The organism is Paenibacillus sp. GYB003, from assembly GCF_036577625.1.
In the GTDB taxonomy this organism is placed as follows: domain Bacteria; phylum Bacillota; class Bacilli; order Paenibacillales; family NBRC-103111; genus Paenibacillus_AB.
On record NZ_JARBDC010000064.1, the window covers coordinates 40,156 to 65,235 of the forward strand.

At 62.2% G+C, this 25,080-nt stretch carries 21 protein-coding genes; 13 read left to right on the top strand and 8 right to left on the bottom strand.

The genetic code is table 11. The features are described from left to right. Positions 1-40 precede the first annotated feature (40 nt). Both PV407_RS20230 and PV407_RS20235 read left to right on the top strand, forming a co-directional pair. Complete coding sequence (locus PV407_RS20230) at positions 41-1,834, top strand: L-fucose isomerase (protein WP_332091798.1); 1,794 nt, start codon at positions 41-43, stop codon at positions 1,832-1,834. Positions 1,835-1,855: 21 nt separating this feature from the next. After that, positions 1,856-3,523, top strand: coding sequence for a ribulokinase (locus PV407_RS20235; protein ID WP_332091799.1), 1,668 nt, complete (start codon positions 1,856-1,858; stop codon positions 3,521-3,523). 200 nt (positions 3,524-3,723) lie between these two features. On the opposite strand, the gene PV407_RS20240 is transcribed toward PV407_RS20235, so the two are convergent. Beyond that, positions 3,724-3,966, bottom strand: coding sequence for a hypothetical protein (locus PV407_RS20240; protein ID WP_332091800.1), 243 nt, complete (start codon positions 3,964-3,966; stop codon positions 3,724-3,726). Positions 3,967-4,217: 251 nt separating this feature from the next. Between PV407_RS20240 and PV407_RS20245 the strand changes: the two genes are divergently transcribed. From PV407_RS20245 to PV407_RS20260, 4 genes are all read left to right on the top strand, one after another. Continuing rightward, positions 4,218-5,786 carry a sensor domain-containing diguanylate cyclase gene (locus PV407_RS20245; RefSeq protein ID WP_332091801.1) on the top strand — a complete coding sequence of 523 codons (1,569 nt, stop codon included), beginning with the start codon at positions 4,218-4,220 and terminating at the stop codon, positions 5,784-5,786. A 137-nt stretch (positions 5,787-5,923) separates the two neighbouring features. Continuing rightward, positions 5,924-6,976 (top strand): aldo/keto reductase, encoded by a 1,053-nt coding sequence (locus PV407_RS20250; protein WP_332091802.1) that lies wholly within the window; start codon positions 5,924-5,926, stop codon positions 6,974-6,976. A gap of 182 nt (positions 6,977-7,158) precedes the next feature. After that, positions 7,159-8,235, top strand: coding sequence for a Gfo/Idh/MocA family protein (locus PV407_RS20255; protein WP_332091803.1), 1,077 nt, complete (start codon positions 7,159-7,161; stop codon positions 8,233-8,235). Positions 8,236-8,299: 64 nt separating this feature from the next. Then, positions 8,300-9,142 carry a sugar phosphate isomerase/epimerase family protein gene (locus PV407_RS20260; RefSeq protein WP_332091820.1) on the top strand — a complete coding sequence of 281 codons (843 nt, stop codon included), beginning with the start codon at positions 8,300-8,302 and terminating at the stop codon, positions 9,140-9,142. A gap of 66 nt (positions 9,143-9,208) precedes the next feature. On the opposite strand, the gene PV407_RS20265 is transcribed toward PV407_RS20260, so the two are convergent. Then, on the bottom strand, positions 9,209-10,099 hold the full coding sequence (locus PV407_RS20265) for an AraC family transcriptional regulator (protein WP_332091804.1): 891 nt from the start codon (positions 10,097-10,099) through the stop codon (positions 9,209-9,211). Between the two features lie 296 nt (positions 10,100-10,395). Here PV407_RS20265 and PV407_RS20270 point away from each other — a divergent pair, with 296 nt between their 5' ends. The 3 genes from PV407_RS20270 (at position 10,396) to PV407_RS20280 (ending at position 14,102) form a co-directional block, all read left to right on the top strand. Further along, positions 10,396-11,403 carry a 2-oxoacid:acceptor oxidoreductase family protein gene (locus tag PV407_RS20270; RefSeq protein ID WP_332091805.1) on the top strand — a complete coding sequence of 336 codons (1,008 nt, stop codon included), beginning with the start codon at positions 10,396-10,398 and terminating at the stop codon, positions 11,401-11,403. Between the two features lie 36 nt (positions 11,404-11,439). Then, positions 11,440-13,749 carry a thiamine pyrophosphate-dependent enzyme gene (locus PV407_RS20275; RefSeq protein WP_332091806.1) on the top strand — a complete coding sequence of 770 codons (2,310 nt, stop codon included), beginning with the start codon at positions 11,440-11,442 and terminating at the stop codon, positions 13,747-13,749. A gap of 62 nt (positions 13,750-13,811) precedes the next feature. Continuing rightward, positions 13,812-14,102: a hypothetical protein gene (locus PV407_RS20280; protein ID WP_332091807.1), complete on the top strand. Its 291-nt coding sequence runs from the start codon at positions 13,812-13,814 to the stop codon at positions 14,100-14,102. A gap of 348 nt (positions 14,103-14,450) precedes the next feature. On the opposite strand, the gene PV407_RS20285 is transcribed toward PV407_RS20280, so the two are convergent. The 3 genes from PV407_RS20285 to PV407_RS20295 form a co-directional block, all read right to left on the bottom strand. Continuing rightward, positions 14,451-14,939 carry an NUDIX hydrolase gene (locus tag PV407_RS20285; protein WP_332091808.1) on the bottom strand — a complete coding sequence of 163 codons (489 nt, stop codon included), beginning with the start codon at positions 14,937-14,939 and terminating at the stop codon, positions 14,451-14,453. Positions 14,940-14,973: 34 nt separating this feature from the next. Next, a complete protein-coding gene (locus PV407_RS20290) occupies positions 14,974-16,113 on the bottom strand; it encodes an MFS transporter (RefSeq protein ID WP_332091809.1) in 1,140 nt (379 codons plus the stop codon). A 343-nt stretch (positions 16,114-16,456) separates the two neighbouring features. After that, positions 16,457-17,638: a helix-turn-helix domain-containing protein gene (locus tag PV407_RS20295; RefSeq protein WP_332091810.1), complete on the bottom strand. Its 1,182-nt coding sequence runs from the start codon at positions 17,636-17,638 to the stop codon at positions 16,457-16,459. A gap of 380 nt (positions 17,639-18,018) precedes the next feature. On the opposite strand from PV407_RS20295, the gene PV407_RS20300 reads away from it, so the two are divergent. The 3 genes from PV407_RS20300 to PV407_RS20310 all read left to right on the top strand — a co-directional run bounded on the left by PV407_RS20300 (position 18,019) and on the right by PV407_RS20310 (position 21,304). Next, on the top strand, positions 18,019-18,945 hold the full coding sequence (locus PV407_RS20300) for an ABC transporter ATP-binding protein (RefSeq protein WP_332091811.1): 927 nt from the start codon (positions 18,019-18,021) through the stop codon (positions 18,943-18,945). After that, positions 18,942-20,546: an ABC transporter permease gene (locus PV407_RS20305; RefSeq protein ID WP_332091812.1), complete on the top strand. Its 1,605-nt coding sequence runs from the start codon at positions 18,942-18,944 to the stop codon at positions 20,544-20,546. Before PV407_RS20300 ends, PV407_RS20305 begins: the two co-directional genes overlap by 4 nt. A 137-nt stretch (positions 20,547-20,683) precedes the next feature. Then, positions 20,684-21,304, top strand: coding sequence for a TetR/AcrR family transcriptional regulator (locus tag PV407_RS20310; RefSeq protein WP_332091813.1), 621 nt, complete (start codon positions 20,684-20,686; stop codon positions 21,302-21,304). Positions 21,305-21,349: 45 nt separating this feature from the next. Here the strand turns inward: PV407_RS20310 and PV407_RS20315 are convergent, their stop codons facing one another. The 3 genes from PV407_RS20315 to PV407_RS20325 form a co-directional block, all read right to left on the bottom strand. Continuing rightward, positions 21,350-22,087, bottom strand: a complete 738-nt coding sequence (locus PV407_RS20315) for a YwaF family protein (RefSeq protein ID WP_332091814.1) — start codon at positions 22,085-22,087, stop codon at positions 21,350-21,352. Positions 22,088-22,129: 42 nt separating this feature from the next. Beyond that, positions 22,130-23,179, bottom strand: a complete 1,050-nt coding sequence (locus PV407_RS20320) for a Gfo/Idh/MocA family protein (protein ID WP_332091815.1) — start codon at positions 23,177-23,179, stop codon at positions 22,130-22,132. A 77-nt stretch (positions 23,180-23,256) separates the two neighbouring features. Then, a complete protein-coding gene (locus PV407_RS20325; protein ID WP_332091816.1) occupies positions 23,257-23,706 on the bottom strand; it encodes a MarR family winged helix-turn-helix transcriptional regulator in 450 nt (149 codons plus the stop codon). Positions 23,707-23,900: 194 nt separating this feature from the next. Here PV407_RS20325 and PV407_RS20330 point away from each other — a divergent pair. Further along, positions 23,901-25,080, top strand: a 1,180-nt coding sequence (locus PV407_RS20330) for a DEAD/DEAH box helicase (protein WP_332091817.1), incomplete at its 3' end; no start/stop codon positions are given.

Here is a 25,080-nt window from a genome sequence, read left to right on the forward strand (position 1 = left end):
GTTATCGATAACTCAACTTCGATATTGGGAGGGAACGACGATGAATCAGCCTTTCGTCAACCGGTACAAAAGCAGCCTGCCGAAAATCGGCATCCGGCCCGTTCTGGACGGCCGGCAAGGAGGAATTCGCGAGTCTCTGGAGAATGTTACGATGGAGATGGCGCGATCGGTAGCTCGTTTGTTGACCGAACGATTGAGACATTCGAACGGCATGCCGGTGGAATGCGTCATCGCCGACACGACGATCGGCGGCGTAGCCGAAGCGGCCCGGGCGGCGGAAAAATTCGCCCGCGAAGGGGTCGGCGTTTCGATCAGCGTGACGCCGTCCTGGTGCTATCCGACGGAGACGATCGACACCGATCCGACGATCCCGAAGGCGATCTGGGGCTTCAACGGCACGGAGCGGCCGGGGGCGGTCTATCTCGCGGCGGCGATGTCGGCGCATAATCAGAAAGGGATTCCCGCATTCGCCATATACGGCAAAGACGTGCAGGACATGGGCGACAGCGAGATCGCGCCCGACGTCGAGCGGAAGCTGCTGCAGTTCGCCAAGGCGGGACTCGCCGTCGCCACGATGCGCGGCAAATCGTATTTGTCGATGGGCAACGTATCGATGGGCATTGCCGGCTGCATCGCCGACGAGCCGTTTTTCCAAAAATATCTCGGCATGCGCAACGAATATGTCGACATGACCGAGTTCGTGCGCCGCATCGAGCTGGGCATTTACGACAAAGCCGAGTTCGAGAAAGCGCTTCAGTGGGTGAAAGAAAACTGCCGGGAGGGCGAAGACGTCAACCCGCCGCATTTGAAGCGGACGCGCGAGCAGAAGGACGCCGATTGGCAGACGGTCGTGAAAATGGCGCTGATCGCCCGCGACTTGATGGTTGGCAATCCGAAGCTGGACGAAATGGGCTTCGGCGAAGAAGCGCAGGGCCGCAACGCGATCGCGGCCGGGTTCCAAGGACAGCGGGCGTGGACCGACTATTTTCCGACCGGCGATTTCATGGAGGCGATGCTGAGCTCGTCGTTCGACTGGAACGGCATCCGCGAGCCGTACGTCGTATCGACCGAAAACGATACGCTCAACGCGGTGACGATGCTGTTCGGCCGGCTGCTGACGAATACGGCGCAGCTGTTCGCCGACGTGCGCACGTACTGGAGCCCGGAGGCGGTCGAACGGGTGACGGGCAAACGGCTCGAAGGGCTTGCCTCCGGCGGCGTCATCCATCTGATCAATTCCGGTCCGGCCGCGCTCGATTGGACCGGGGCCGCGAAGGCGGCGGACGGCTCGCCCGCGGTGAAGCCGTTTTGGGATTTGTCGGAGGATGAGGCGAAGGCGTGCCTCGAGGCGACGCAGTGGCGTCCGGCCGTCGACTTTTTCCGCGGCGGCGGCTTCTCGACGGACTTTACGACGCGCGGGGGCATGCCGGCTACGATGGCGCGCGTCAATTTGATCGCCGGTATCGGACCGGTGCTGCAAATCGCCGAAGGCTTCACGGTCGAGCTGCCGGACGACGTCCACGACAAGCTGGACGAGCGGACGAACCCGACGTGGCCGACGACCTGGTTCGTGCCGAATTTGACCGGGGAAGGGCCGTTCCGCGATGTGTACTCGGTCATGAACGGCTGGGGCTCGAACCATTGCGCGGTCAGCTTCGGCCATGTCGGCGGCGATTTGATTACGCTGGCCTCGATGCTGCGCATCCCGGTCAGCATGCACAACGTGCCGCCGGAGCGCGTGTTCCGGCCGGCCGCATGGAACGCGTTCGGCACGAACGATCCGGAAGGAGCGGACTACCGCGCCTGCGGCGCGTACGGGCCGCTGTACAAATGACCCGGGAGGTAAGGTGAACGAATGAAAGGAACTTACGCGATCGGCATCGACTACGGAACGGAATCCGGGCGGGCGCTGATCGTCGATACGAAGGACGGGCGGGTGCTGGCGTCGCATGTGACGCCGTATCCGCACGGCGTCATCGACAAGGAGTTGCCCGGCGGCGCCAGACTCGGCGAAGATTGGGCGCTGCAGCATCCGGACGACTATTTGGAGGTGCTGCGCCGCTCCGTGCCGGAGGCGCTGCGTCTGTCCGGAGTTTCCGCGGACGAGATCGTCGGCATCGGCATCGACTTTACGGCGTGCACCGTCTTGCCGATCGACCGGAATGGCGAGCCTCTCTGCTTCCGCGAGGAATGGAAAGGGCGTCCCCACGCTTACGTGAAGCTGTGGAAGCATCATGCCGCCCAGGAGGACGCGGACCGGCTGAACGCGCTGGCGACCGAGCGGGGCGAGGCGTTTTTGAGCCGGTACGGCGGCAGCTTGTCGTCGGAATGGCTGCTGCCGAAGATCGCCCAAACGCTTCGCGAGGACCCGGACGCGTTCGCGGCGGCGGACCGTTTCGTGGAGGCGGCGGATTGGGTCGTCTGGGCGATGACCGGGGTGCTGGCGCGGAACAGCTGCGCCGCCGGCTATAAAGGGACATGGCACAAGACGGCGGGCTACCCGGGCCGGGACTTCCTGAGAGCGGCCGATCCGCGGCTGGAGACGCTCGCCGAGACGAAGCTGCGGGGCGACGTGATCGCCTCCGGGACGAAGGCGGGGGAGCTGACGGCGGAAATGGCCCGGCTGACCGGACTTCGGCCCGGCATCCCGGTCGCGGCGGCGATCATCGACGCGCACGCCGCCGTCCCGGGCGTCGGCGTCGTCGCGCCGGGCACGATGGTGCTGGCGATGGGGACGTCGCTGTGCCATATGGTCATCGCCGACGCGGAGCGTCCGGTCGAAGGTATCCGCGGCATCGTCGAGGACGGCATCGTGCCCGGCTATTTCGGCTACGAGGCGGGACAGCCGGCGGTCGGCGACATGTTCGCCTGGTTCGCCGGGCAGGCGGTGCCCGCCCATGTCCGCGACGCGGCCGTGCAGGAAGGCGTGACCGTTTTCGATTATTTGGGACGCGGAGCCGCGGCGCTGGCGCCGGGAGAAAGCGGATTGCTCGCGCTCGACTGGTGGAACGGCAACCGGTCCGTGCTCGCCGACGAAAGCTTGCGGGGCTTGATCGTCGGGCTCGGCCTGCAGACGAAGCCCGAGCATATATACCGGGCGCTGCTGGAGGCGACCGCTTTCGGCACGAAGCGGGTGATCGAGGCGTTCGAACGGAGCGGCATCGGGATCGCGTCGCTGTCGGCGAACGGCGGCATTCCGCAGCGCAACGCGCTGCTTATGCAAATATACGCCGACGTGACCGGCAAGCGGGTCGACATCCCGGCGGCGGAGCAGTCGACCGCGCTCGGCTCGGCCATGATGGGCGCGGTCGCGGCGGGCTCGGCCGGGGGCGGCTACGACACGATCGCCGAAGCCGCGGCGCGCATGGCGCCTCCGGTGAAGGCTTCGTACGAGCCGAACCCGGAGCATGTGCGGATTTACGGGGAGCTTTACGCGGAGTACGTGAAGCTGCACGATTTTTTCGGCAAGCAGTCGAGCGGGATTATGCACAAGCTGCGCGCGCTGAAGGAACGGGCGCGGTAAAGCGCGGGAGCGGAAGCGAGCCCGGCCGCGATTGCGGAAGCCGGTCCGCCTCCGATTGTGGCGCCAGTCCCGACCATCATGAGCAGCCGCCGAACCCCGGAAGGGAGCCTCGGCGGCTTGCTCTCATGAATAAGAGTCCTTGAAGCCTCGTATCGCGCGCTTCCCTCGCGAAAGCTACAATGAGCGGACTTCGGGGGCTCTTATTTTGCCTGAAAAGCGTTCGGCAAGACCCAAGCCGGCGAAATATGATGCCCAAACGTCTTCCATTCCGCTTTTCGGCTGCAATGCCGATTATCGACGAAACAAAAGACCGTGAAGCTGATCCCTTTGACCGCTTCCATCAGCTTGCGCTCCCGGCTCAGCAGGCTCCGCACGGCGGCGAAGCGGCCGGTTTTCGCGACCGGCACCCGAAACGTTTTGCGAATATCCTTTACTTCGATCATGGCTGCGCTCCCGTCCCTTTCGTTTTATACTGCCTCCGCATCAGCTTCCCGTGCTTTGATACTCCGTGACGCCGTACCGCCAAAACGCCAAAACGCCAAAACGCCAAAACGCCAAACCGGCGACCAACAGAAAAGGGAGCGAATCGGTAAAACAAATGTCTCCTTTTGCCGCATAAGCTGGAGGAAGTCGGCAGGTCGATGTCGAATGATGTCGGCACGGATACATCTACGCATACAAAGAGGGACACGTCATGAAACGGAAACAAGGCTTTACCCTGCAGCTGATGGTCGGCGCTCTCGTCATCTTGTCCGGCTTGACTACGCTTGCGGCGAGCATGGTTATCGCTTACCGGAACGAGAAGAAATCGCTTTCCCGCATAGCGCTGGAAATGAATAAAATTCAATCCGACCGGATCGCCGATTCGGTGGACGGCTTGTTTTTCACGATGAAGACGAGCTTGTCCGAAACCGGCAGCCATTTGATGCGCAAGCAAGGCCGAACCGATCCGGCCGAGCTGCTGGATTTGTTTTTGCTGACGCATCCCGATTTCAACTCGATCGTCCTGGTGGACGCAAACGGCATTCTTCTGCACGCTTCGCCGAGAAATCCGAACCGGATCGGGCAGAAGGTGGAGAGCGCCGGAGTGAAGCAGTCGCTCGAGGAAAAGCGGCCGCTCGTGACCGAGCCGTACACGAGCGTGGAGAACAGATTGATCGTCATGGTCAGCGAGCCGCTGTTCGATGAGACCGGCGCATATCGCGGATTTCTCGGCGGGTCGATCCGGCTGCACGAGCACAATTTGCTCAGCAAAATCGTCTCCGGGCTGCCGAGCGGCGGCAGCGGCTCCTACGTCTATGTCGTAAGCTCCTCCGGCAACCTCCTGTACCATCCCGACAAAAACCGCATCGGGGAAAATGTAGCGGACAACGCGGCCGTGCAACACTTGATGGCCGGCCAATCCGGGGCGCAGCGTCTCGTCAATTCGCGCGGCGTCGATATGCTGGCGAGCTACACGGCGCTTAAAGGGGTAAGCTGGGGCGTCGTATCGCAGACGCCGACGGACGCCGTGCTGTCCGATTCCAAAAAACAAGTGTCGGCGATCGCGCTGTATACGCTCCCGATCATGCTCGCCGTCCTTGTCCTCATTCATTTTATCGTCGGCAAAGCGTCCGCGCCGCTCGTCAAGCTGGCCCGCTACGCCGCCAGGCTGTCGTACCGAACGGGAGCGCCCGAGCCGCTGCCGATCATTCACGGCTGGAATTACGAAGCGAACAAGCTGTACGGGGCGATGGAAATCGCGGTCCGCCAAGTGCGCGGCGAGTTCGACAGCCTGCTTCTCGCTTCCCGAACGGACCCGCTCACCGGCTTGTTCAACCGTCGGGTGATGGACCATTATATCGGGATATGGATGGCCGAGCGGATGCCGTTTTGCTTGCTGCTGCTCGACCTGGACCATTTCAAGCAGGTCAACGACGAGTACGGACACGACAAGGGAGACGAAGCGCTCCGGACGGTCGCGCAAACGGTCAAAGCGAACGCCGGGCCGGAGCACGTCTGCTGCCGGTTCGGCGGGGAGGAATTCGTCGTGCTCATGCCGGGCGCGACGCGCAAGGAAGCGGCCGGCTTCGCGGAAGCGATCCGCAGCCGCCTGGAGCGGACCGCCAGCCCGATCGGCAAACCGATTACGGTATCGATCGGATTGGCCGCGTACCCGGTATCGGCCGGCGACGCCGAAGCTTTGTTCCGGCTGGCCGACGAGGCGCTGTACCGTGCCAAGCGCGCGGGGCGCAACCGGGTTGAAATCGGCGGCGGGCCTTGATTTTTTGGCGAACGGTTCGAAGGAAAACACGGAACCTTCACGCAAGCTCGCCGGAATATGGTACGATCGAAGTGTCGCATACCGAACTTATACAACCGAAACGACGAAACGTCGAAACGACGAAAGGGAGTGGGACGATGGATGCGTTAACGCCGAATCCGGCGCTGTACAACGTACCGTTCCGGACGACCGAATTTGGCGGGATGCCTTACAGGAACCTCGGCCGTACAGGTTTGCGCGTTTCCAATATCGGGCTCGGCACATGGAAGGTCGGGTTCCCGGAAACGGGCGACGGCTCGCGCGTCGGCGAGGCGGCCGCGTTCGCCATTTTCGACCGGGCGCTCGAGCTGGGCGTCACGTTCTGGGATACGGCGAACCGGTACAACCTCGGCTCGGGCAACTCCGAGCGCGTCATCGGCCGATGGTTCAAGGCGAACGCGGCGCACCGGCGCGATATCGTATTGGCGACGAAGCTGTTCGGCGGCATGGACGGCACGACCCCGAACCATAGCGGCTTGTCGCGCCTCAACATTGTCGCGTCGGTCGAAGCCAGCCTGGAGCGTCTGCAAACGGACTGGATCGACGTCCTTTACTTTCACGGCTTCGACCCGGATACGCCGCCGGAGGAAAGCTTGACGGCGGTCGAAGATTTGGTGCGGGACGGTCGGGTCCGCTACTTCGCCGTCTCCAACTTTACGCGGGAGCAGCTCGAGCTGTACAGGGCCGCATCCGCCTCGTTGTCCGTCCGGTGCCGGATCGCCGCGGTGCAAAATCAGTTCGACGTGCTGGACGGGGAGCAGGCCGAGCGGCCGGGCGTGCTCGACTACTGCGCGGCGAACGGCATCGCGTTTGTGCCGTGGAGTCCGCTCGCCCGCGGGCTGCTGACCGACCGGTACCTGGACGCGTCCGCCGTCGGTCCCGGCGACCGCCGCTACGACGAGGGCGACCCGCAGATCGACGGGCGCACGGCGGACAAGCTGAACCGGCTCGCCGCCTTGTCCCGCGAGTGGGGCGTCCCGATCAACCAGCTCGTCATGGCGTATATGCTGACGCTGCCCGGGATGGGCCCGCTCATTCCGTCGTCGTCGACCGTGGCGCAGCTCGAATCGAACGCCGCCGCCGGCAAAATCGCGCTGGAGCCCGAGCGGCTGGCGCGGATTCGCGAAGCGCTGGCGGAGACGCCGCAGTGAGACTGTCCGCCGAAGCGGAACGCCCTTGTTTAAAATTGGGACAACGATCTAAAAAAATGAAATGAACTCGCTCCGTCCGCGCCTTATACTGATGTCGAACCGAGCATGAAAGCGTTCGGCGCGGGCGGCCAAGCGCCCGCCCGTCAAGAAGACGATCGCGCAAGACGAGAGGAGTTTGACCCATGAATCGGAAAACAAGGCTGGGCATTATCGGAGCCGGCAATATCGGAGCCGTGCACGCGACGGAATTCGGCAAGCTGAAGGAAACTTGCGAGCTCGCGGCGATATCGGACGTTTCCAAGCCGCTCGCGGAATCGCGGGCGAGGCAATTCGGCATTCCGGTCGTCGAGGAAAGCCCGGAGAAGCTGATCGCAAGAAGCGATATCGACGCGGTCATCATCGGCGTGCCGAACAAGTTCCACGCCGACCTGGCGGTTAGCGCCCTCGAATCGGGCAAGCACGTGCTGCTCGAGAAGCCGATGGGGCTCGACGCCGAGCACGCGAAGCGGATCGTCCGCGCGCAGCGGGCGACCGGCAACGTGCTGATGGTATCGCACCAGATGCGCTGGGACTGGGTGCCGCTGCAGGTGAAGCAGCAGGTCGAAGCGGGCGCCCTCGGCCGCATTTATTCGGCGAAAACGGGCTGGTACCGCCGCAAAGGGATACCGGGCTGGGGCACCTGGTTTACGCGCAAAGACATGTCGGGCGGCGGTCCGCTGATCGACATCGGCGTCCATATGCTCGATTTGGCGCTTCACCTGATGGGCGATCCGAAGCCGGTAGCCGTATCGGGCGCCGTATACGCCGAGTTCGGGCCGAAGAAGAAAGGGATCGGCACGTGGGGAACGCCGGATTGGAACGGCGTCTGGGACGTGGAAGATTTCAGCACCGCGCTCATCCGGATGGAGGACGGCAGCACGCTTACGCTGGAAGTGAGCTGGGCGGTCCATATGGATACGGACAGCAAGCCGTTCATTCATTTGATGGGCTCGGATGGAGGCGCCTCGCTGCGCGGCGGGGACGGCAAGTTTTTGACCGAATCGTTCGACCGCGCGATGGAGGTCGAGCTGAAGACGCCGGCCGGCGACGAAGGCGCGCGCATTCGGCTCAGCCGCCATTTCCTCGACTGCGTGCAAAACGGGAAGCAGCCGCTGACGTCGGCGATTACCGGTCTGACGAACAATTTGATCATCGACGCGATTTACGAGTCGTCCCGCACGGGCAGCGAAGTGAAGCTGGATTGGGACGGGCTTCGGTAAGAAAGCTTTCGCGGGAACGCTTCATGAAACGGATCGACGAAAGGAGAGCCTGCAATCGATGGCGATTTTGAGAGGATTGACCCGGGCCGGGCTCGGGAACGTCGGGAACGCCGAGCAGTTTATCGCGCTGGCGTCGAAATACGGGTTTCAGGCGGTCGATATCGACGCTGCGGGATTGGCCGAAAGCCGCGGCGTAGACGGCGCGGCGGAGCTGCTCCGCTCGCACGGCGTCGTCATCGGCGCGATCGGACTGCCCGTCCAATGGCGCACGACGGACGACGAGTTTCGAGCCGGGCTTCCCCAGCTCGCGAAACAGGCGGAGCTGGCACAGCGGCTTGGCTGCACGGCCTGCACGACGTACATTTTGCCTTCGACCGACGAACCGGCCGCGCCGTTCATGGCGGCCGCGATTCGCCGGCTGCGCCTCTGCGCGCAGCTGCTCGGCGCTTACGGCATCCGCCTCGGGCTCGAGTTCGTCGGGCCGCACCATTTGCGGACGCGGTGGAAAAACCCGTTCATCTGGACGATGCAGGATACGCTGGACATGATCGACGCGATCGGCGAACCGAACGTCGGCCTGCTGCTGGACTGCTACCATTGGTACACGAACGGCCTCGGCACGGAGGACGTCGCGCGGCTTCGCGCCGAGCAAATCGTCCACGTCCATCTGAACGACGCGCCGGCCGTACCGGTCGAGGAAGCGTTGGACAACGGCAGGCTCATCACCGGCGAAGGCGTCATCGATCTTGTCGGGTTTTTGAAGGCGCTGAAGCAAACCGGCTACAGCGGCGCCGCTTCGCAGGAAGTGCTGACCCAGCAGCCGCCGCAGGAGCCTGCGGAGGAGCTGGTGCGGCGAACGAAGACGCAGTACGACCGGCTGTTCGCGGCGGCGGGCATCGACGGATAAACCGGCCCGCGCCGATCCGTTCGAACCGCGTTCGGATCACGGCACGGCGTCCGGACGAGAGGCGGCTTAAGAGGAACGCTCGGGCGTTCCCGACAGCTTGCGGTAATCGTTCGGGGTCGTGCCTTTTTGTTCGCGGAAAATGCGCGAAAACGTATTGTAGGAGCCGTATCCGGCCTCCATCGCGATGTCGCAAATTTTCATGTCCGTCGACGACAGCAGGCCGCAGGCGTGGCGGAGCCGGACGTCGTGGACGTGCTGGAGAAACGTCCGGCCCGCCTTCTTTTTGAACAATGCGCTTAAATAGGCCGGGGAAATGCGAAAATGCCCGGCTACCGCGTTCAGCGTCAGCTCTTCCTTGAAATGATGCTGAATGTAGCGGATGACGTCCAAGTACAAGCTTTTGCCCGCGGTCCCTTCCTCCTTGATGTCGCTCCTCGCCGCCGCGGCGGCCCGCTTCCGGCTCCGGTCGAAGCCGATCAAAATGTCGATCAGCATCACTTTCATTTTGAGCCGTCTCCATGATTCGCTGCCGCGGTATTCGTCGTACAAGGCGTCGAACGACCGGTTCATTGCTTCCGCCCCCTCGCCTTCGAACGAATGGTACGAGGGGAGGGACGGATCGGAACCGACGAGCAGCCGCGCCAGCTCCGTTTTGCCTTCCATTTCCGCGAACAGTCCGTGACTGAACCGAATATTATACAAAGTGAGCGTGCAGCCCGGCTTCGTGTGCAGCTCGTGAATTTGATACGGCTGAATGAACGACAGCGTGCCCGGCTTCATCGGATGCGTGACGCCGTTGATCGTCTCCGAGCCTTCGCCGGCCGTGACGTAAGACAGCTCCAAGTAATCGTGCCGGTGAGCCGGATACCCTTGCCCGAGCCGGTTGATCGAAAAGTGCAGCGGGAAGGCGGTGTTCATATTCGGATAGTGATCGATATATTTGGGAAGGTAGGACACGGGCATTTCCTCTTTCTCGCTTTCTCGCGCATCGCGCCCGGTTTGTTCGGCCTGCGGACGCCGCGGGCGACGAATGGCTGCGAATGCTTGAACATACATTGATAGAAGCGGCTTGCAGCGAAAAAATGCGTAATCGGTATCGGATAAACCTATTATAAATCGTTATAGCCCGTTTGCGCGAAAATTCCGAAAAAAAGATTGCTGACGCCATTTTTGCTGTTACAATAAAAACAGACACAATTTCGACACAATGGACTTCGCGAGTCGCCGCATTCATCCCGAAAGGAGCAACTTCAATGGTATCGTTGCCGAAAATGAACGAGCTCGGTTTTTTCGAGATTCGCCTCGAATCGATCGGCGGACTCGGCGCCAACCTGGCCGGCAAAATGCTGGCCGAAGCGGGCGTCATGGGAGCCGGTTTGAACGGAGTCAGCTTTTCCTCCTACGGTTCGGAGAAGAAAGGCTCTCCGGTAAAAGCGCATATCCGCTTTTGCGATCCGGATACGAATATCCGCGATACGGCGCCCGTCGAACGGCCGCATGTGGTCGGCGTTTTCCACGAATCGCTGCACAAGACGGTCAACGTGATCAGCGGCATTTACGAGGACAGCCTCGTGCTCGTCAATTCGACGAAATCGACCGCGGAGCTGAAGGAGAAACTGAAGCTGAAGGGCGGCACGATCGCCGTCGTCGACGCGATCGGCATCGCGCTCGAGGAGAAAAACCGGGTCAACATGGCGATGCTCGGCGCGCTGTTCCGGTTATGCCCTTTCCTGGACGCGGAATTCATGAAGGGCGTCATTCGCAAGTCGCTGGAGAAGAAATATCCGCAGGCGGTCCAGCCGGCGATCCGCACGTTTGAAAGGGGTTTCAACGAAGTCGTGTTCGAGACGTTCGCGCTGCCGGAAGGCGAGACGATGCCCTCCTTCGTCCGGCAGGACACCCCGGTGCTCGGCTACGAGACGCAGCCGATCGGCGGAGTCATCACGAACCCCGGCAACAGCATCCTGAAAGATTTGAGCATCTCGCGCGCGGGGATGATGCCGCGGTTCGACGAAGAGAAATGCATTCATTGCGCGGCGTGCGACAACGTCTGTCCCGACTTTTGCTTCGTATGGGACGAACAGCCCGACAAGAAAGGCCGGCCGCAAATGTTTTTGCAAGGGATCGATTACCAGTACTGCAAGGGCTGCCTGAAATGCGTCACGGCTTGTCCGACCGAAGCGCTGTCCAAAGACCGCGACGACGACAAGTACGCGGAGCGGCATCGGGTGCCTCACCGGTTCGACCGGGCGATCGTGTAACTTTTACCATTTCCGAAGGAAGGGTGACAAGCATACATGGCTATTGACATCAAGCGCGAAGAGCGGAACGCGGGCAAAGTCGAGCAGCGCATCGTGTACGAATCCGGCAACGAAATGGCCGCCTACGCGGCGCACCAGATCAACTACCACATTATGGGATATTTCCCGATATCGCCGTCGACGGAAGTGGCCCAATTTCTCGATTTGATGAAGGCGAACGGCCAGCACGACGTCGTGCTCATTCCGGCCGACGGCGAGCACGGCTCGGCCGGCGTCTGCTACGGCGCGTCGGCGGCCGGCGGACGCGTGTTCAACGCGACGAGCGCGAACGGCTATTTGTACATGCTCGAGCAGATGCCCGTCCAGTCGGGGACGCGTTTTCCGATGGTGATGAACCTCGTCTGCCGGTCCGTGTCGGGGCCGCTCGACATTCACGGCGACCATTCGGACTTGTATTACGCGCTCAATACCGGCTGGCCGATCCTGATGTGCCGCGACCCGCAGGCGGTGTACGACATGAACATCATGGCGCTCAAGCTGGCGGAAGACCCGGAGGTGCGCCTGCCGGTGCTCGTCGCCTCGGACGGCTATTTCACGTCGCACCAGAAGCGCCGCGTCATGACGTTCGCGCATCGCCAGGACGTGCTGAACTTCGTCGGCGAGCGGCCGCCGGCCGGCTTCCCGGACGTGCTCGACCGCAGCAATCCGATTACGGTCGGCCCGTACATGAACGAGCCGGACTATATTAACAATTGCTACCAGCAATCGATGGCGATGTACCGGGCGGAAGCCGTTTACGAGCGCATTCGCAACGAATACGCCGAGCTGACCGGGCGCGATTATCCGATCCTCGATCTGTATCGGATGGAGGACGCCGAAGTCGCCGTGTTTTTGATGAACTCGGCGTCGGAAATCATCAAGGACGTCGTCGACCAGCTGCGCGCGCAAGGCATCAAGGCCGGGTCGATCGCCCCGAACATGATCCGCCCGTTCCCGCAGAAGCAAATCGCCGAGGCGCTGAAAAACGTAAGGGCGGTGACGGTCGGCGACCGCGCCGATTCGTACGGCGGCTACGGCGGCAATATGGTGAACGAGATCAAGGCGGCGCTGTTCACGTACGGCAACCGCGACACGCTCGTCATCAGCCGCGTCTACGGTCTCGGCGGCAAAGATTTTTACGCCGAGGACGGCCACAACCTGTTCAAGTTCGCGATCGACGCGGCGGAGAAAGGCTACGTCGAGAAGCCGTTCGACTATTACGGCCATACGCCGGGCGATCCGGCGAAAGCGCCGAAGCGCGTGCTCAATCCGATGAAATACGAGGATTTGAAAACGGGCTTGATCACCGTTACGCCGGACGCCGCGACGGGCAAGCTGAACGTGCGCATCCCGCCGCTCCGCTCGCTGACGAAAAAGCCGAAGCGGATCGCGCCGGGACACGGCGCATGTCCGGGCTGCGGCATTTTTTCCGGGCTCGAGCTGTTTTTCAAAGGCATCGAGGGCGATATCGTGGCGCTGTTCCATACCGGCTGCGCGATGGTCGTCACGACGGGCTACCCGTATTCGGCGCACAAGGCGACGTACATCCACAACTTGTTCCAGAACGGAGCGGCCACGTTGTCCGGAACGGTCGAAATGTTCTGGGAGCGCAAGCGGAGAGGCGAGCTCGACCATTTGAACCTGCCGGACGACTTCACGTTCGTCATGGTGACCGGCGACGGCGGCATGGACATCGGCATGGGGCCGGCGATCGGCGCCGCGCTGCGCAATCATAAAATGATCATCCTCGAATACGATAACGAAGGCTATATGAACACGGGAGCGCAGCTGTCGTATTCGACGCCGATCGGCCACCGGACGTCGACGTCCAACGTCGGCAAGAAGCAGGCCGGGAAGCTGTTCCATCATAAGGATACGGCGCAAATTATGGCCGCGACGAACATTCCGTACGTGTTCACCGGCTCCGAGTCGTATCCGCAGGACCTCGTCAAGAAGGCGGCCAAGGCGCAATGGTACGCGCAAAACGAAGGGCTCGTGTACGGCAAAATTTTGATCACGTGCCCGCTCAACTGGCTGTCGGACGACCAGGAAGGGACGAACATCGTCGATGCGGCCGTCAATTCGTGCTTTTTCCCGCTGTACGAGGTGGAGCGCGGCATCACGAACATAACGTACAACCCCGAGGAGAAAAACAAAATGGTCTCCGTCGCCGAATGGCTCGGCACGATGGGCAAGACGAAGCATATGACGAAGCCGGAAAACGCCGAGGCGCTCGCCGAATTCGAGCAGGAGGTCGCCCGCCGCTGGAACCGGCTGAAGGCGAAGCACGAGAACCCGTATTTGTAAAAGACGTCGGGTTGACCGCCGTCATGCGAAGCCGAACACCGTGCACCGTCAGGAGGGATGTTATGCCGTACGTGCTGAAGCATATCGTAAGCTCGGAGCTGTTCGCCTGCACGCTGCTGAATCGGTACGACCTGCCTTATTACGGCGTCAAGGAATGGGACGACGAGGCGACGGCGCTAGGCGACAAAAATCCGTTTCTGGCCGCCCGCAGCGTGGAAGATCCGCGAGCGTGGGACGTCGTCGAACTGGAGGAAATGAAGCTGAAGATGGCGAACGTGAAGCTGAAAAACGATCCGTCCAACCGGTTGTTTCTGGGCGAAGACGGCGCGTTCCGCCTGGAGAAGCGAGAGTAGGAAGCGGCGGCGAAGACGATTCGGAAGAAGCGGATCGTAGCCGATCGTGAGGAAGCGAAGCCGCGGGTACCGGCAGACCGGTCGCTCCGCGGCTTTTTGCCGCTCGGCGTATATCATTCTTTCGTAGGAGCGTTTCGCCGCTTGCGCGAAGCGGTGACGTCCGGCGGCAAAAGGGCGACGCGGGCTCGTTCGTTTAAGAGGCTTCAATGACCGCTATTCCCAAAAAAAAGAACCCGCCAAGCAACGGGCCGCGGGTCCAAATGTATATATATCAAAAAGGGGGTCGAGTACTATCGTACACGGATTTCATTAAGGGGAGATGAAAGGAATATTACAAGTTCATTACAATTATCGCGCGCTTCCGAGGGCAGGGAGCGGAGCTTTCGCGTAGCCGACCAAATGGCCGGCTTCGTCGAAGCTGAAGCGGTGGTCCATCGTTTCGCCATCCAGCATGCCCGGCAAAAATTGCCGGACGTTGTCCGCGATGCCGTCATTGTCCGGATGCAAAACCCAGTCCGCGCTTTTCCAATCGAGCACGCCTTCGTCGACCCGTACGGGCGTCGGAAACGAAAAGGACGGCGGCACGGAAGCGAGATATACGTACATCCCCGAAACGCCCGTCTTCGTCAACCACGTTACCGTTCCGGCCGGCTCCGGCTTGTCGATCCGGATGCCCGTCTCCTCCCGTATTTCCCGCACGATGCAGTCGAGCGGCGTTTCGCCGGGCTCGATTTTGCCGCCGATTCCGTTCCACTTTCCCATATTCGGCCGGGCGAACCGGTTCAGCAGCAGCAGCTCGCGCTCGCGTCTGACAAAACATAGCGTATAGGCGTACATGGACGTCGCTCCTTAAGTACAAGTTGAACATCGGTCAGGCGGACATCGCTCCGGAACGCGCTTTCGCGCGCCGTTCCAGCGTTTGGGCGATCCACATCAGCGCCAGCGCGGCGGCGACGAGAACGGCCGGAATGACGAAAATCGCAGGACTGTAGCCGGGCACGAGAAAAGGGAGCAAATAGCCGACAAGCGACGCCGTCTGGGTCAATACGACGTACAGGCTCGAGCCGAACCCGATCCGCGTATGAAACATGCGCTGCACGTAGCCCATCGCCACGCCGAACAGCACGGACACGTAAAACGAATACAGCGGCTGCACCGCGAAAAAGACGGCCAGAGGCGGACTGAGCGTATATACCGCATAGACGAACACGGCGAACAGGCTGGCGATCCGGATGACCCGCTTGCTGCCGTACTTGGCGGCCCAATACCCGGCCAACGTCATGAACAGCAGCTCGAACACGGCCTGGATGCTCCACAAATAAGACATCAGCTGCGGCTTGCCGAACAGCTGCACGACGACGAGCGGGAGGTACAGCCCGCGGAGCGCGTCCCCGCACGACAGCAGCAGCAGCGCCACGAGCATGAAAACGGAGAACGGCTCTCCGCGGCTAGTTCCCGCGGCGGGAGGGGCGTCCCCGCGCTCCTTGTACACGAGCAGCATGGCGAGCAGGCAGGCGTAGCCGAGAAAGTTGCCGATCAGGATGCCCCGGAAATCGGCGACCAGATAGACGTTCGCGCCGACGAGCAGCCCGGCGAAGAAGCCGACGCTCAGCGTCGACCGCAGCCAAATTTGGGCCATCTCGAAAAAATCGGCCGCCTCGTTCATAAAGTGGTTGCGCGCCATCGCGAACAGCTGGCCCATAATGAGGCCGGACGGTCCGACGATCAGCGCCATCCCGGTCAGCGTCAGCCCGTATCCGGCGGCGTTCATGTAAATCGCCAGGCCCAGCATGGCCGATGCGCTGGCTGCGATCGGCAGCGCTTTTTTGCGCTTGATCCGGTCGCTGACGAAACCGACGCCGAGCGTCACGATCATGTTGATCAGCAGCGCGATCGAAAACACCGAAGCGATCTGAACTTTGCCGAGTCCGATCGCGTCGCGCATATAGACGGCGTTCATCGGCGCCAAAATGCCGAGTCCGATCCCGTAGCAAAACATTCCGACTATCAAAGGGAGAGCCCCTCGGATACGGAAAAACGATTTGACGTCCGACAGCCATTTCACCCGGCATCCTCCATCCTCTGGTCGATCGGTCGGAGCGCACGTTTTCGCGAGTTTGCCCCGGATTGCCTCCGGACCGCGCGGCCGCCGTTTTTTTTCGGCTTCGCCCCGAACGAGTCCGCCCGTCGTTTCCTTCTCTAAATCTAACGCGCAAGCGGCCCGCTTTCAAGACGAAAATGGAATAAACCGGATTTCGTCCGCGCCGAGCCGCAACGAACGCATCGCCGTCATCGGAAAGAAGCCGCCCCTCGGGAGGGACGGCCTATTCGCTTGCCATGGACGATCCGGCGGCTTATACGGTTTTGTACGACAGCACTAAGCGTCCGAGCAGCTCATTCGGCAAAAACGGACCGAGTCCGGCCAAATGCTCGGGCGCGAGACGTCCCGCCCCGAGCGATTCGATCAGCATGACCAAGTCGGCTTGATCGAGGAAGGGCGCGAGCTTCACGATGCCCGACGGATCGAGCGTTCCGTCCAGCGTCCGCTTCACGAGGCGGGACAGCGTCGTCTTTTCCAGAAACGGGCATAAACTTCGAACGACGCTCCAATCAATCGTTCCCGCTTCGGCGGCTTCGACCAACCGGTCGAGCAGCTGCTTGCCGAGAAACGGGGCAAGGGCGACAATATGCTGCGCATCGATCGAGCCGTCGATCGCGCGGGCGACGAGCTTCTCCAGCGTCGCTCTTCCGAGAAACGGGGCCAGCGCGCGAAGCGACGCCCAGTCGTTTTCGATCGCGATCGTCTCGACGATCGATTCCAGCGCGTCCTTGGGCAGAAACGGGGCGAGGCTGCGAATGTGGGCGAGCGTGATCGGCCGCGGATTCGACTGCGCCTCGCGGTCGGCGTCGGCCGGCTCCGGCGTCGGCGCCGGCCGTGAGGCCTCCGCGGAAGCGGCATCGGCTGCGCCGTCTTCGGCGGCCGGAGCGGGTGCGACCGGATGCTTCGCGTGCCCGGCATGCTTCGCGTCGAGTCGCGAAAAGGCGCTGCGCAGGGCGCTGGCCATTTGCCGGATGTCTACGGCGGGCAAGCCGTCCTTCAATTGGCGGAGCTCCGCGAAGCGCTCCGTTTCCGTTTCTTGCCGGACGTCCGCCTCGCGGGCCGATTCCGGTTTGCCGGCGTCGCCTTCCGAGCTTCTTTCGTCCGCTTGCGGCCATGTGTCCGCTCCGCTCCCGGCGTCCGTCCCGTACGCCTCGTCCGTTCCGGCCGGTTCCGCCGCGCCGGCAGCGACCGTTTCTCCGGCCGCGATCGCGGGAGGCGCCGCCTGCGCCCGTTCGCCTTTCAGCAGCTCGTCGACCGTAATGCCGAGCAGGGAAGCGAGACCCGGAAGCAGTCCGATATCCGGAAGCGATTCGCCGCGCTCCCATTTCGAGACCGCTTGGTGGCTGACGCTGAGCATGCCCGCCAGCTCCGCCTGCGTATAATCTTTCGTTTTGCGCAGCTCCGATATAAACGCTCCGATTTTTAGCACGTCCATTTGAAGCGATTCCTCCTCGAATTTGGTTTCGCAAAAGCGCGCCGTTTGCTGACCTAACCGTACCATACGCACCCAGGGAAACCAATCTCCGGTTAGTTGAGCTTGCCTGACATTCCGCCGCCGAACGAATTCAACCGACGGTTGAATCGGTTATGTCTCGCGATCGTAAGCAATGGAGGAGACGAACATGGACCAGGGCGGGCGATCTTTCGCGCGAAGCCGGCATGCCGCAAATCGGAGGAACGTATCGATTTAATCGGCAAATTGAACGAAATAACCTGTAATCCGTCTAAAAGAACCGCGAATAGTCGTTGTAAAAGTGAACGAATTTGTATAATATCGTTTAAAAATGACGATTCAACCGTTGGAGGTGCACTTGCATGGCTGTCATCGACATGATCCGGCTCACGAAATCGTACGGCAACTACCGGGCGCTTGACGGCGTCGATATGCGCGTGAACGAAGGGGAAGCGTTCGGCTTTATCGGGCCGAACGGAGCGGGCAAATCGACCGCGATTCGCATTGCGCTCGGTCTGCTTCGCAAGGACGGCGGAGACGTACGCCTGTTCGGCAAAGACCCTTGGCGCGACGCGCCGGAGCTGCACCGGCGATTGGCGTACGTGCCCGGGGAAGTAAGCTTGTGGCCGAGCCTCACCGGAGGCGAGGCGATCGACTTTTTGCTGCGGCTGAGAGGCGGCGTCGACCGGAAGCGACGTTCCGAGCTGCTCGAGCGCTTTCAGCTCGACCCGGGCAAAAAGTGCCGCGCCTACTCGAAGGGCAATCGCCAAAAAGTGGCGCTCGTCGCCGCCTTCGCCTCGAACAGCGAGCTGTATATTCTCGACGAGCCGACCTCGGGGCTCGATCCGTTGATGGAGGCGGTGTTTCGCGAATGTATGGCGGAAGCGAAAGCGGCCGGAAAGACGGTGCTGCTGTCGAGCCATATTCTTGCGGAGGTGGAGGAGCTGTGCGACCGGGTCGCGATTATAAAAGCCGGCCGCGTCGTCGAATCGGGAACGTTCGCCGAATTGCGCCACCTGACCCGTACGTTCGTTACGGCGGAGCTGGCCGGTCCGGTGAACGGGCTGAGCGGCGTCGACGGGGTGCACGACCTCGAAACGCAAGGAAACGCAGTGCGGTTTTCGGTCGATGCGCGCGCTTTGGACCGGGCGCTGCTCACGCTCTCCGCGGCCGGCGTGCGCAGCTTGACGAGTCGTCCGCCCACGCTGGAGGAGCTGTTCATGCGTCATTACGAGACGGAAGGGGCGAATCGCCCGATGCCGACGCGACAAGGGAGGGACGAGCGATGAAACAGCTTGCGGGAACGGTCGCGATGATCGGTTTCATTTTGCGGCGCGAAAAAATCGGGCTGCCGCTGTGGATCGCGCTGTTGCTTCTTCTGGTAATCGGGACCGCCTTCAACTATGCGCGGGTGCTGTCCACCGACGCGCTGCGGCAAAGCATCGCCGCGGAAATCGGCCGCAACAAGCTGCTGCTGGCGTTCGGCGGGGTGCTGAACGAAGTGAGCTTGGCCGGGTTGTCGGTTTGGAAGATCGGCGATATTTGCTACACGCTTATCGGGCTGATGAGCGTGTTGACGGTCGTTCGCCATACGCGGGCCGAGGAAGAGTCCGGCCGCCAGGAGCTTGTAGGCGCGGGAGCCGTCGGCCGGCTCGCTTCGCTGACGGCGAGCCTCGTCGTCGCATGCGGCGCCTGCGCGCTGACGGGCGGGCTGGCCGCGCTCGAATGGATCGTCTACGGCTTCGAGCCGGCCGGTTCGATCGCGTTCGGCATCGCGCTGGCCGCGTCGGGCTGCTTTTACGCGGCGGTCGCCGCGCTGTCGGCCCAGCTCGCCGAAACGGCGAGCAAGTCCGACATGATCGCCCTATCCGTGCTCGCGGCCGGCTATATGCTGCGATTCGCCGGCGACGGTTCCGGGCAAGCGTGGATGAAATGGTTGTCGCCGCAAGGATGGAGCCATCTCGTTGCGCCTTTCGGCGACGAACGCTGGCTTCTCCCGGCGCTGCCGGTCGCTGCCGCCGTCGTCGTCGCCGGAGCCGCATTCCGGATCGCCGCGAGCCGCGACCTCGGCGCCGGGCTGCTGCCGCCGAAGCCCGGGCCGTCGTCGGCCCCGCGGCTCGGCAGTCCGCTTGCGCTCGCCTGGCGGCTGCAACGCGGGCTGCTGCTCGGATGGACGATCGGCTTCGCGCTGGCGGGAGCGCTGCTCGGCGGCCTCATCGGCGGACTGTCCGACAGCGGGGCGCTTTCCGATTGGGGCAAGGAACTGTTTAAACGGTATGCGGACGCCCCGTCGGCTTCGTTCGAGGACGTGTTCGCCTGGGTAATCGTGCTCAGCATGGGCTATACGGCGATGCTGTACGCGATGCTGGCGATGCTGCGGCTGCGGGCCGAAGAAGCGGAGGGACGGGCGGATGCGATGCTGGCCGCGCCGGTCGGCCGGCTTGAGTGGGCTCTCGGCCATCTCGTCATCGCCGCTGCCGGTACGGTCGTTCTCATGACGGCGGTCGGCGCCGCGATCGGCTTGACCTTCGGGCTGAACACGGGCGAAGGGCTCGAGAAGGTCCCGACAATCGTCGCGGCCGCTTTGGTTCAGGTGCCGGCCGTATGGGTGATGGGAGGCGTCGCGGCATTCGCGTTCGGTTTCGTGCCGCGATTCACGGCCGCCGTCTGCTGGTTTGCGTATTTGTTTTTTAACTTGTTCGGAGAAGTGATCGGCCCGATATTCGGACTCGATTATTGGGCAGCCAATCTTGTCATCCCGTTTCATCATGTGCCGAAAATCATGACCGGCGGCGAATTCGCGATCGTTCCGCTGCTTCGGTTGACCGGCATCGCCGCCGCGCTGACCGCTTTCGGCTTGTGGAGATGGCGCGTCCGCGACGTCGGCTGACCGGCGCGCCGAACCGAATCGCCGTTCGTTTCCCGCTCCGCCTCCGGGCCGCGAAGCTTCTCCCGCGTTTTCCTGCTATAATGGCGATAGCGGATTTTTAGCCTGATCCAGCGTCGCAAGAAACGGAGGGATGCGCGGTGCCGCATGACGATGTCCGTAAAAAATCGAAAAAACGGGACCATATTTTGCAAGCGGCGGAGCGGCTGTTTTTGCAAAAAGGGCTCAGGGCGGTCACAATCGAACAAATCGTGCGCGAAGCGGGCGTCAGCAAAGCGACGCTGTATAATCATTTTCCCGACAAACGACAGATCGCGGAAAGCGTCCTGGACCATATCGCCGACTCGGTCTTGCAAAACCTGGAGCAAATCGTGGAACAAGGCAAGCGCGGGCGGCTGACGCAAGAGCTGTTTCTGAGCTTGTTCGACATGAACCGGTACGACCATTTTTTGCAATCCGGGTTCGGCATGGAGCTGCTGCAGGATTACCCCGACACGATGCGCAGCTACTCGGAGCGTTGGGCGGGCCGAATATTGCCGGTCTTTCGCGAGCTGATCCGCATGGCCAAAATCGACGGCATCGTCCGTATGGACGTCGACCCGGACGTGCTCATCGTATACACGCTTTCCGTCAAGCGGGCGTTTCAAGACAATCCGCATGTGCCGGCGAACATGAGTTTGAAGGACTTTTCGCAAAAGTTTTACGATTTATACTTGAACGGCGTCATGGAAAAAGACGGCCGCCGGCCGGAGGAAGTCTAGAGGCCGCCCCTGCGCCGGCAGCTGACGGAAGTCGAAGCGGCTCGTTCAACCGGCATTGTTCCGCTTTTCAACGGACGCGGCGGGAACGAGGGCGAACGGCAAATAAAGCGCGAGGAACAGGACGAGCGCAACCGCTTCCATCGACAGCAAGTACCACGGATAAGGACCGAGATAGTCGAGCAGCGACGCCGTATCCGGCTTGCGGGCCACGAACATGTAGTTGCCGCCCGTGACGGAATTGACGACGAATACGAAAACGAGCGCGATATTCAAATAGCCGAGCGTCGTAAACACCGATTTCAGCGTCGGCCGGAACCGCTCGACCCAGGTCATGTAAAGGACGGACACTATAATCGCGATATGGGCGACGAAAAATTCGACGTACCGGAAGTGGGGAAAGTCGTAAGCGAGAACCGGCGTCAGCAGCGCCTGCAGCGCGCCGCCGATCCCGGTGAAGTAAACGATTCGGAACAGGGCGAGACTGCGAAAAAGAAGCATGAAGACGCACAAATATAACGAAATGGTGCACAGCTCCAGCGGCAGCGTGTCTTTCGGGTCGTAGACCCGCTCCGCGACGTACCAGGCGTTGAGCGCGAGCTCCGAGGCCGCCAACACGGCGGCAAGCGCGTAGCGGACGTACCGCGCCCGCTCGCTGCCGCGCAGCCGGCTGCGAAACGCATACAGCAACGCGACCGAGAAGGCGAACGCAACCAAAGCCGCAACATGGGACGGCGAGTAGGCGACAAAAGCGTCCGCTCCCTCCGCGTCGAAAAATCGATCCATCGGCATCCCCCTTCGATCCGAGCGGCACGCCGCCGCGGCGGATTATCGATAATAGGAAAGCAGGGAAACTTTTTTGCCCGCGGCGGCGCTGTCGATCGCCCCGTAAACCATCGCCACGCTTTTGATATTGTCGCTGTAGGTCGTTTCGGCTTCGCGCCCTTCGGCCAGCGCGGCGAACATGTCGTCCAGACAGCCGTCGTGTCCTTCCCGGCCGGTCCATCGTTCGTCCAAAGCCGGTCCTCGCTCCGTCCGCCGAAACAGACCGGGCTCGCCGCCGCCTGCCGGGGCCGGCGTAACGACCGTTTCGATATAAGGCGGCCGCTCGCCGTCCCAGATCGCCGTGCCGCCGCTTCCCGTTATGCGCCAGGACGATTCCCAGGACGTCGGGGCGCCTTCCGCGCACCAGGAGCCGTTGTACGTAAAGACGATGCCGTTATCGAATTCGAAAATGCAGGCGGCCGCCGCCTTGCCCGCATACCAGGAGCCGGGGGGATTGAACTCGTGGGCGTAAACGGAAACGGGATCGCCGCCGGCCAGAAACCGGGCCTGGTCGAACGTATGGATCGCCATGTCCAGCAGCAGCGGGCTGTCCATCGTTTCGCGAAAGCCGCCGAAATGCGGCCCGAGGAAAAAGTTCGCGGTCATAAAGCCGGGCGCGCCGATCGCTCCGGCGTCCAGCGCGTCCTTCAGCGAGCGAATGCCGCGCAGGTAGCGCCGGTTTTGCATAATCGCGTAGGATTGCCCGGACCGGCGTACGGCTTCCGCGATCGCCTTCGCGTCTTCCATCGAGGCGGCCATCGGCTTTTCGCCCAGCACGCTGCAGCCGTTCGCGACGGCCGTCGTTACGATGCTCCGATGCGCCTGCGGGATCGTGACGTCGAAGACGAGATTCGCGCCGGAATCGGCGATCGCTTCGGACAGGTCCGTATAAGCGCGGCAGGCGATACCGTACTGCTCCGCCATCGCTTCGGCAGCGGACAAGCGAATGTCCGCGAGGCCGACGATGTCGCAGTCTTCGCGCGAGAGGCCATACGATACCCATTTTTTGGCCATGCCGCCGCAGCCGGCCACGACGATGCGAAACGGTTTCAAAACAACCTCTCCCTTCGGGCGGAAGTTGATGTCGGATCCGTCGGATGCGGTCCGAACCGACTTCCGTCGGAGTTGCGCTATTTGCGCTTGAAGCTTTCCTGCGCGCTTCGGCCGAGTTTTTTGAGCAGCTCGGCGGCCGCCCGCCGTTCTTCGGGGGAAAGCCCGCTCACCGCTTGCTCGATGACATCGGCGTGCTCCGGGAACGACCGCTCCAAAAATTCGACGCCGCGCGGCGTAATTTCGGCGTACCATATTCTGCGGTCGTCCGGATCGCCGACGCGGACGACGAGCTCCTTTTTCTCCAGCTTGTCGACGACGTACGTAATGTTGCCGCTCGTCATCAATATTTTTTCGCCGATTTGCTGCAGCGGTTGGCGTCCTTTATGATACAGCAGCTCGAGAACGCCGAATTCGGTCCGATTCAATCCGAGCCGGCGAATATGCCGGTCGGCGTGGGCGTTCACCCATTGGCTGGCGCGGGTCAGCACGACGAACAGATGAAGCGATTCGTCTTTGGCGTTTTTCATCATCGGGCTCCTTCCGTGGTGCTGTTCGTTACATATCTTAATATTAAGATAAAGCGCGGCGCTGCCGTTGTCAAGTCTTTCGGAAAAGAGCGGGGGGCCGATTGGACGCCGCTTCGCCTTTCCCCTATACTATTACCATCGTTTCACCAATCGATGCGGCTTACCGAAGCCGTTTGCCGAAAAGAGGACCAACGATGAGCTTAACGTTTTCGTCGCTCGGCTTGCCGGGCGACCTGTGCGAATATTTGCGCCGGTCCGGGATCGAATCGCCGACTCCGGTACAGCGGCTGGCGATTCCGTCCGCCTTGGCGGGACGGGACGTGATCGTCCAGGCGCAGACCGGCACGGGCAAGACGCTCGCCTTCTTGCTGCCGCTGCTGGCGCACGCTCCCGCCGTCCGAAACGAAGGCGTCCGCGCGCTCGTGCTGACGCCTACGCGGGAGCTGGCGATCCAAATCGCCTCCGAAGCCCGCGGCATCGCGGATGCGGTCGGCCTGACGGTATTGTCCGTGTACGGCGGTCAGGACGTGATCGCGCAGGCGCATAAGCTGGAGGCGGCGCCGGATCTGGTCGTCGCCACTCCGGGAAGGCTGCTCGACCATACGAGGCGGGGCACCGTCGACCTGTCGCATCTGTCCGCGCTCGTCCTGGACGAAGCCGATCAAATGCTGCATATGGGCTTTTTGCCGGAAGTGGAGGAAGTGATCCGCTTGACGCCCGACAGCCGGCAGACGATGCTGTTTTCGGCCACGTTTCCGGAGTCGGTGCGCGCGTTGTCCGAACGCTACATGAATCGGCCCGAAGACATTCGCGTGCAGGGCCGGCAGGTGACGCTGGACGAAATTCGCCAATACGCGGCGGAAACGACGGACCGTCTCCGCAAGCAAACGCTTTTGCGGCTGATCGCCGAACACCGGCCGCGTCTGGCCGTCGTATTTTGCCGGACGAAAATTCGCGCCAAAAAGCTGGCGGCCGATTTGGCGGCGGAAGGCTGGAACGCGGGCGAGCTGCACGGCGACTTGACGCAGGCGCAGCGGGAGGCGGTCATGACCCGGTTTCGCGCCGGCGCCGTCCGGCTGCTCGTGGCGACCGACGTCGCGGCGCGAGGGCTTGACGTCGAAGGCGTGACCCACGTGTACAATTACGACGTCCCGCATGATCCGGAAAGCTATATTCACCGGATCGGGCGTACGGGGCGGGCCGGACAAAGAGGGACGGCGGTCTCGCTGGTCGCCGCGAAGGACGAAGCGGCGCTGCGCGACATCGAGCGGGCGATCGGGGCCGGGCTGGAGCGCATCCCGCTGCGCGGCGAACGCGAGCGGCCGCCCGCTTCGGCGACGGAGCGCGAGCCCGCGCGGCAAGCGGCGTCCGCGG

Coding starts and splice junctions, on each gene's coding strand:
- PV407_RS20235 (WP_332091799.1), top strand. CDS start 1,856: ATGAAAGGAACTTACGCGATCGGCATCGACTACGGAACGGAATCCGGG.
- PV407_RS20285 (WP_332091808.1), bottom strand. CDS start 14,939: ATGTACGCCTATACGCTATGTTTTGTCAGACGCGAGCGCGAGCTGCTG.
- PV407_RS20270 (WP_332091805.1), top strand. CDS start 10,396: ATGGTATCGTTGCCGAAAATGAACGAGCTCGGTTTTTTCGAGATTCGC.
- PV407_RS20280 (WP_332091807.1), top strand. CDS start 13,812: ATGCCGTACGTGCTGAAGCATATCGTAAGCTCGGAGCTGTTCGCCTGC.
- PV407_RS20230 (WP_332091798.1), top strand. CDS start 41: ATGAATCAGCCTTTCGTCAACCGGTACAAAAGCAGCCTGCCGAAAATC.
- PV407_RS20250 (WP_332091802.1), top strand. CDS start 5,924: ATGGATGCGTTAACGCCGAATCCGGCGCTGTACAACGTACCGTTCCGG.
- PV407_RS20295 (WP_332091810.1), bottom strand. CDS start 17,638: ATGGACGTGCTAAAAATCGGAGCGTTTATATCGGAGCTGCGCAAAACG.
- PV407_RS20240 (WP_332091800.1), bottom strand. CDS start 3,966: ATGATCGAAGTAAAGGATATTCGCAAAACGTTTCGGGTGCCGGTCGCG.
- PV407_RS20275 (WP_332091806.1), top strand. CDS start 11,440: ATGGCTATTGACATCAAGCGCGAAGAGCGGAACGCGGGCAAAGTCGAG.
- PV407_RS20305 (WP_332091812.1), top strand. CDS start 18,942: ATGAAACAGCTTGCGGGAACGGTCGCGATGATCGGTTTCATTTTGCGG.
- PV407_RS20315 (WP_332091814.1), bottom strand. CDS start 22,087: ATGGATCGATTTTTCGACGCGGAGGGAGCGGACGCTTTTGTCGCCTAC.
- PV407_RS20325 (WP_332091816.1), bottom strand. CDS start 23,706: ATGAAAAACGCCAAAGACGAATCGCTTCATCTGTTCGTCGTGCTGACC.
- PV407_RS20300 (WP_332091811.1), top strand. CDS start 18,019: ATGGCTGTCATCGACATGATCCGGCTCACGAAATCGTACGGCAACTAC.
- PV407_RS20255 (WP_332091803.1), top strand. CDS start 7,159: ATGAATCGGAAAACAAGGCTGGGCATTATCGGAGCCGGCAATATCGGA.
- PV407_RS20245 (WP_332091801.1), top strand. CDS start 4,218: ATGAAACGGAAACAAGGCTTTACCCTGCAGCTGATGGTCGGCGCTCTC.